The following is a 515-nucleotide window of genomic DNA, read 5'->3' as shown; positions in this document are numbered from 1 at the left end:
AGACCTCATTCCACTGGGGGAACGTTTTATTGGAGGTAAAGACAGTAGACGTTTTCTCGGCAATGAGCTGAAAGAACGGGTTCGCGCCTTGGATATCCATAGGAAGATAGCCGGTTTCGTCGATGATGAGCATCCTGTACTTGGACAGAACCCTGAGCTTATCCGGCAGACGGTTCTCAAAGTGGGCCTTCTTGAGCTGTTCAATGAGTTGGTGGCAGTTGATGTAGTAGGTGGAGAAACGGTGCTGTGCTGCCACTAGGCCCAAAGCGGAGGCCAGATGAGTCTTGCCCACACCTGGCGGGCCGAGGAATACTACATTCTCCCCGTTTTCCAGGAAGCACATGGTAGCTACGATTTGGCGCTTGTCGATGGAGGGCTGGAAGGAGAAATCAAAGTCGTCCAGGGTTTTCTTAATGGGAAAGCCAGACATCTGAATTTGCTTCTCATAGGCTCGTTTCCGCTTGGATTTGGCCTCTTCTGAGAAAATGTGATCCAAAACCTCCACAATGTTGAGG

At 50.5% G+C, this 515-nt stretch carries 1 protein-coding gene; it reads right to left on the bottom strand.

From position 1 onward, the window contains the following. Positions 1 to 515: ATP-binding protein (locus D1646_RS22440; protein WP_160638532.1), on the bottom strand; the 515-nt coding region annotated here is incomplete at both ends.

The sequence above is a fragment of the Pseudoflavonifractor sp. 60 genome (assembly GCF_009911645.1).
GTDB lineage: Bacteria > Bacillota > Clostridia > Oscillospirales > Oscillospiraceae > Lawsonibacter.
Note: the sequence above shows the minus strand (reverse complement) of the source record. Positions and strands in the feature narration are given on the sequence as shown.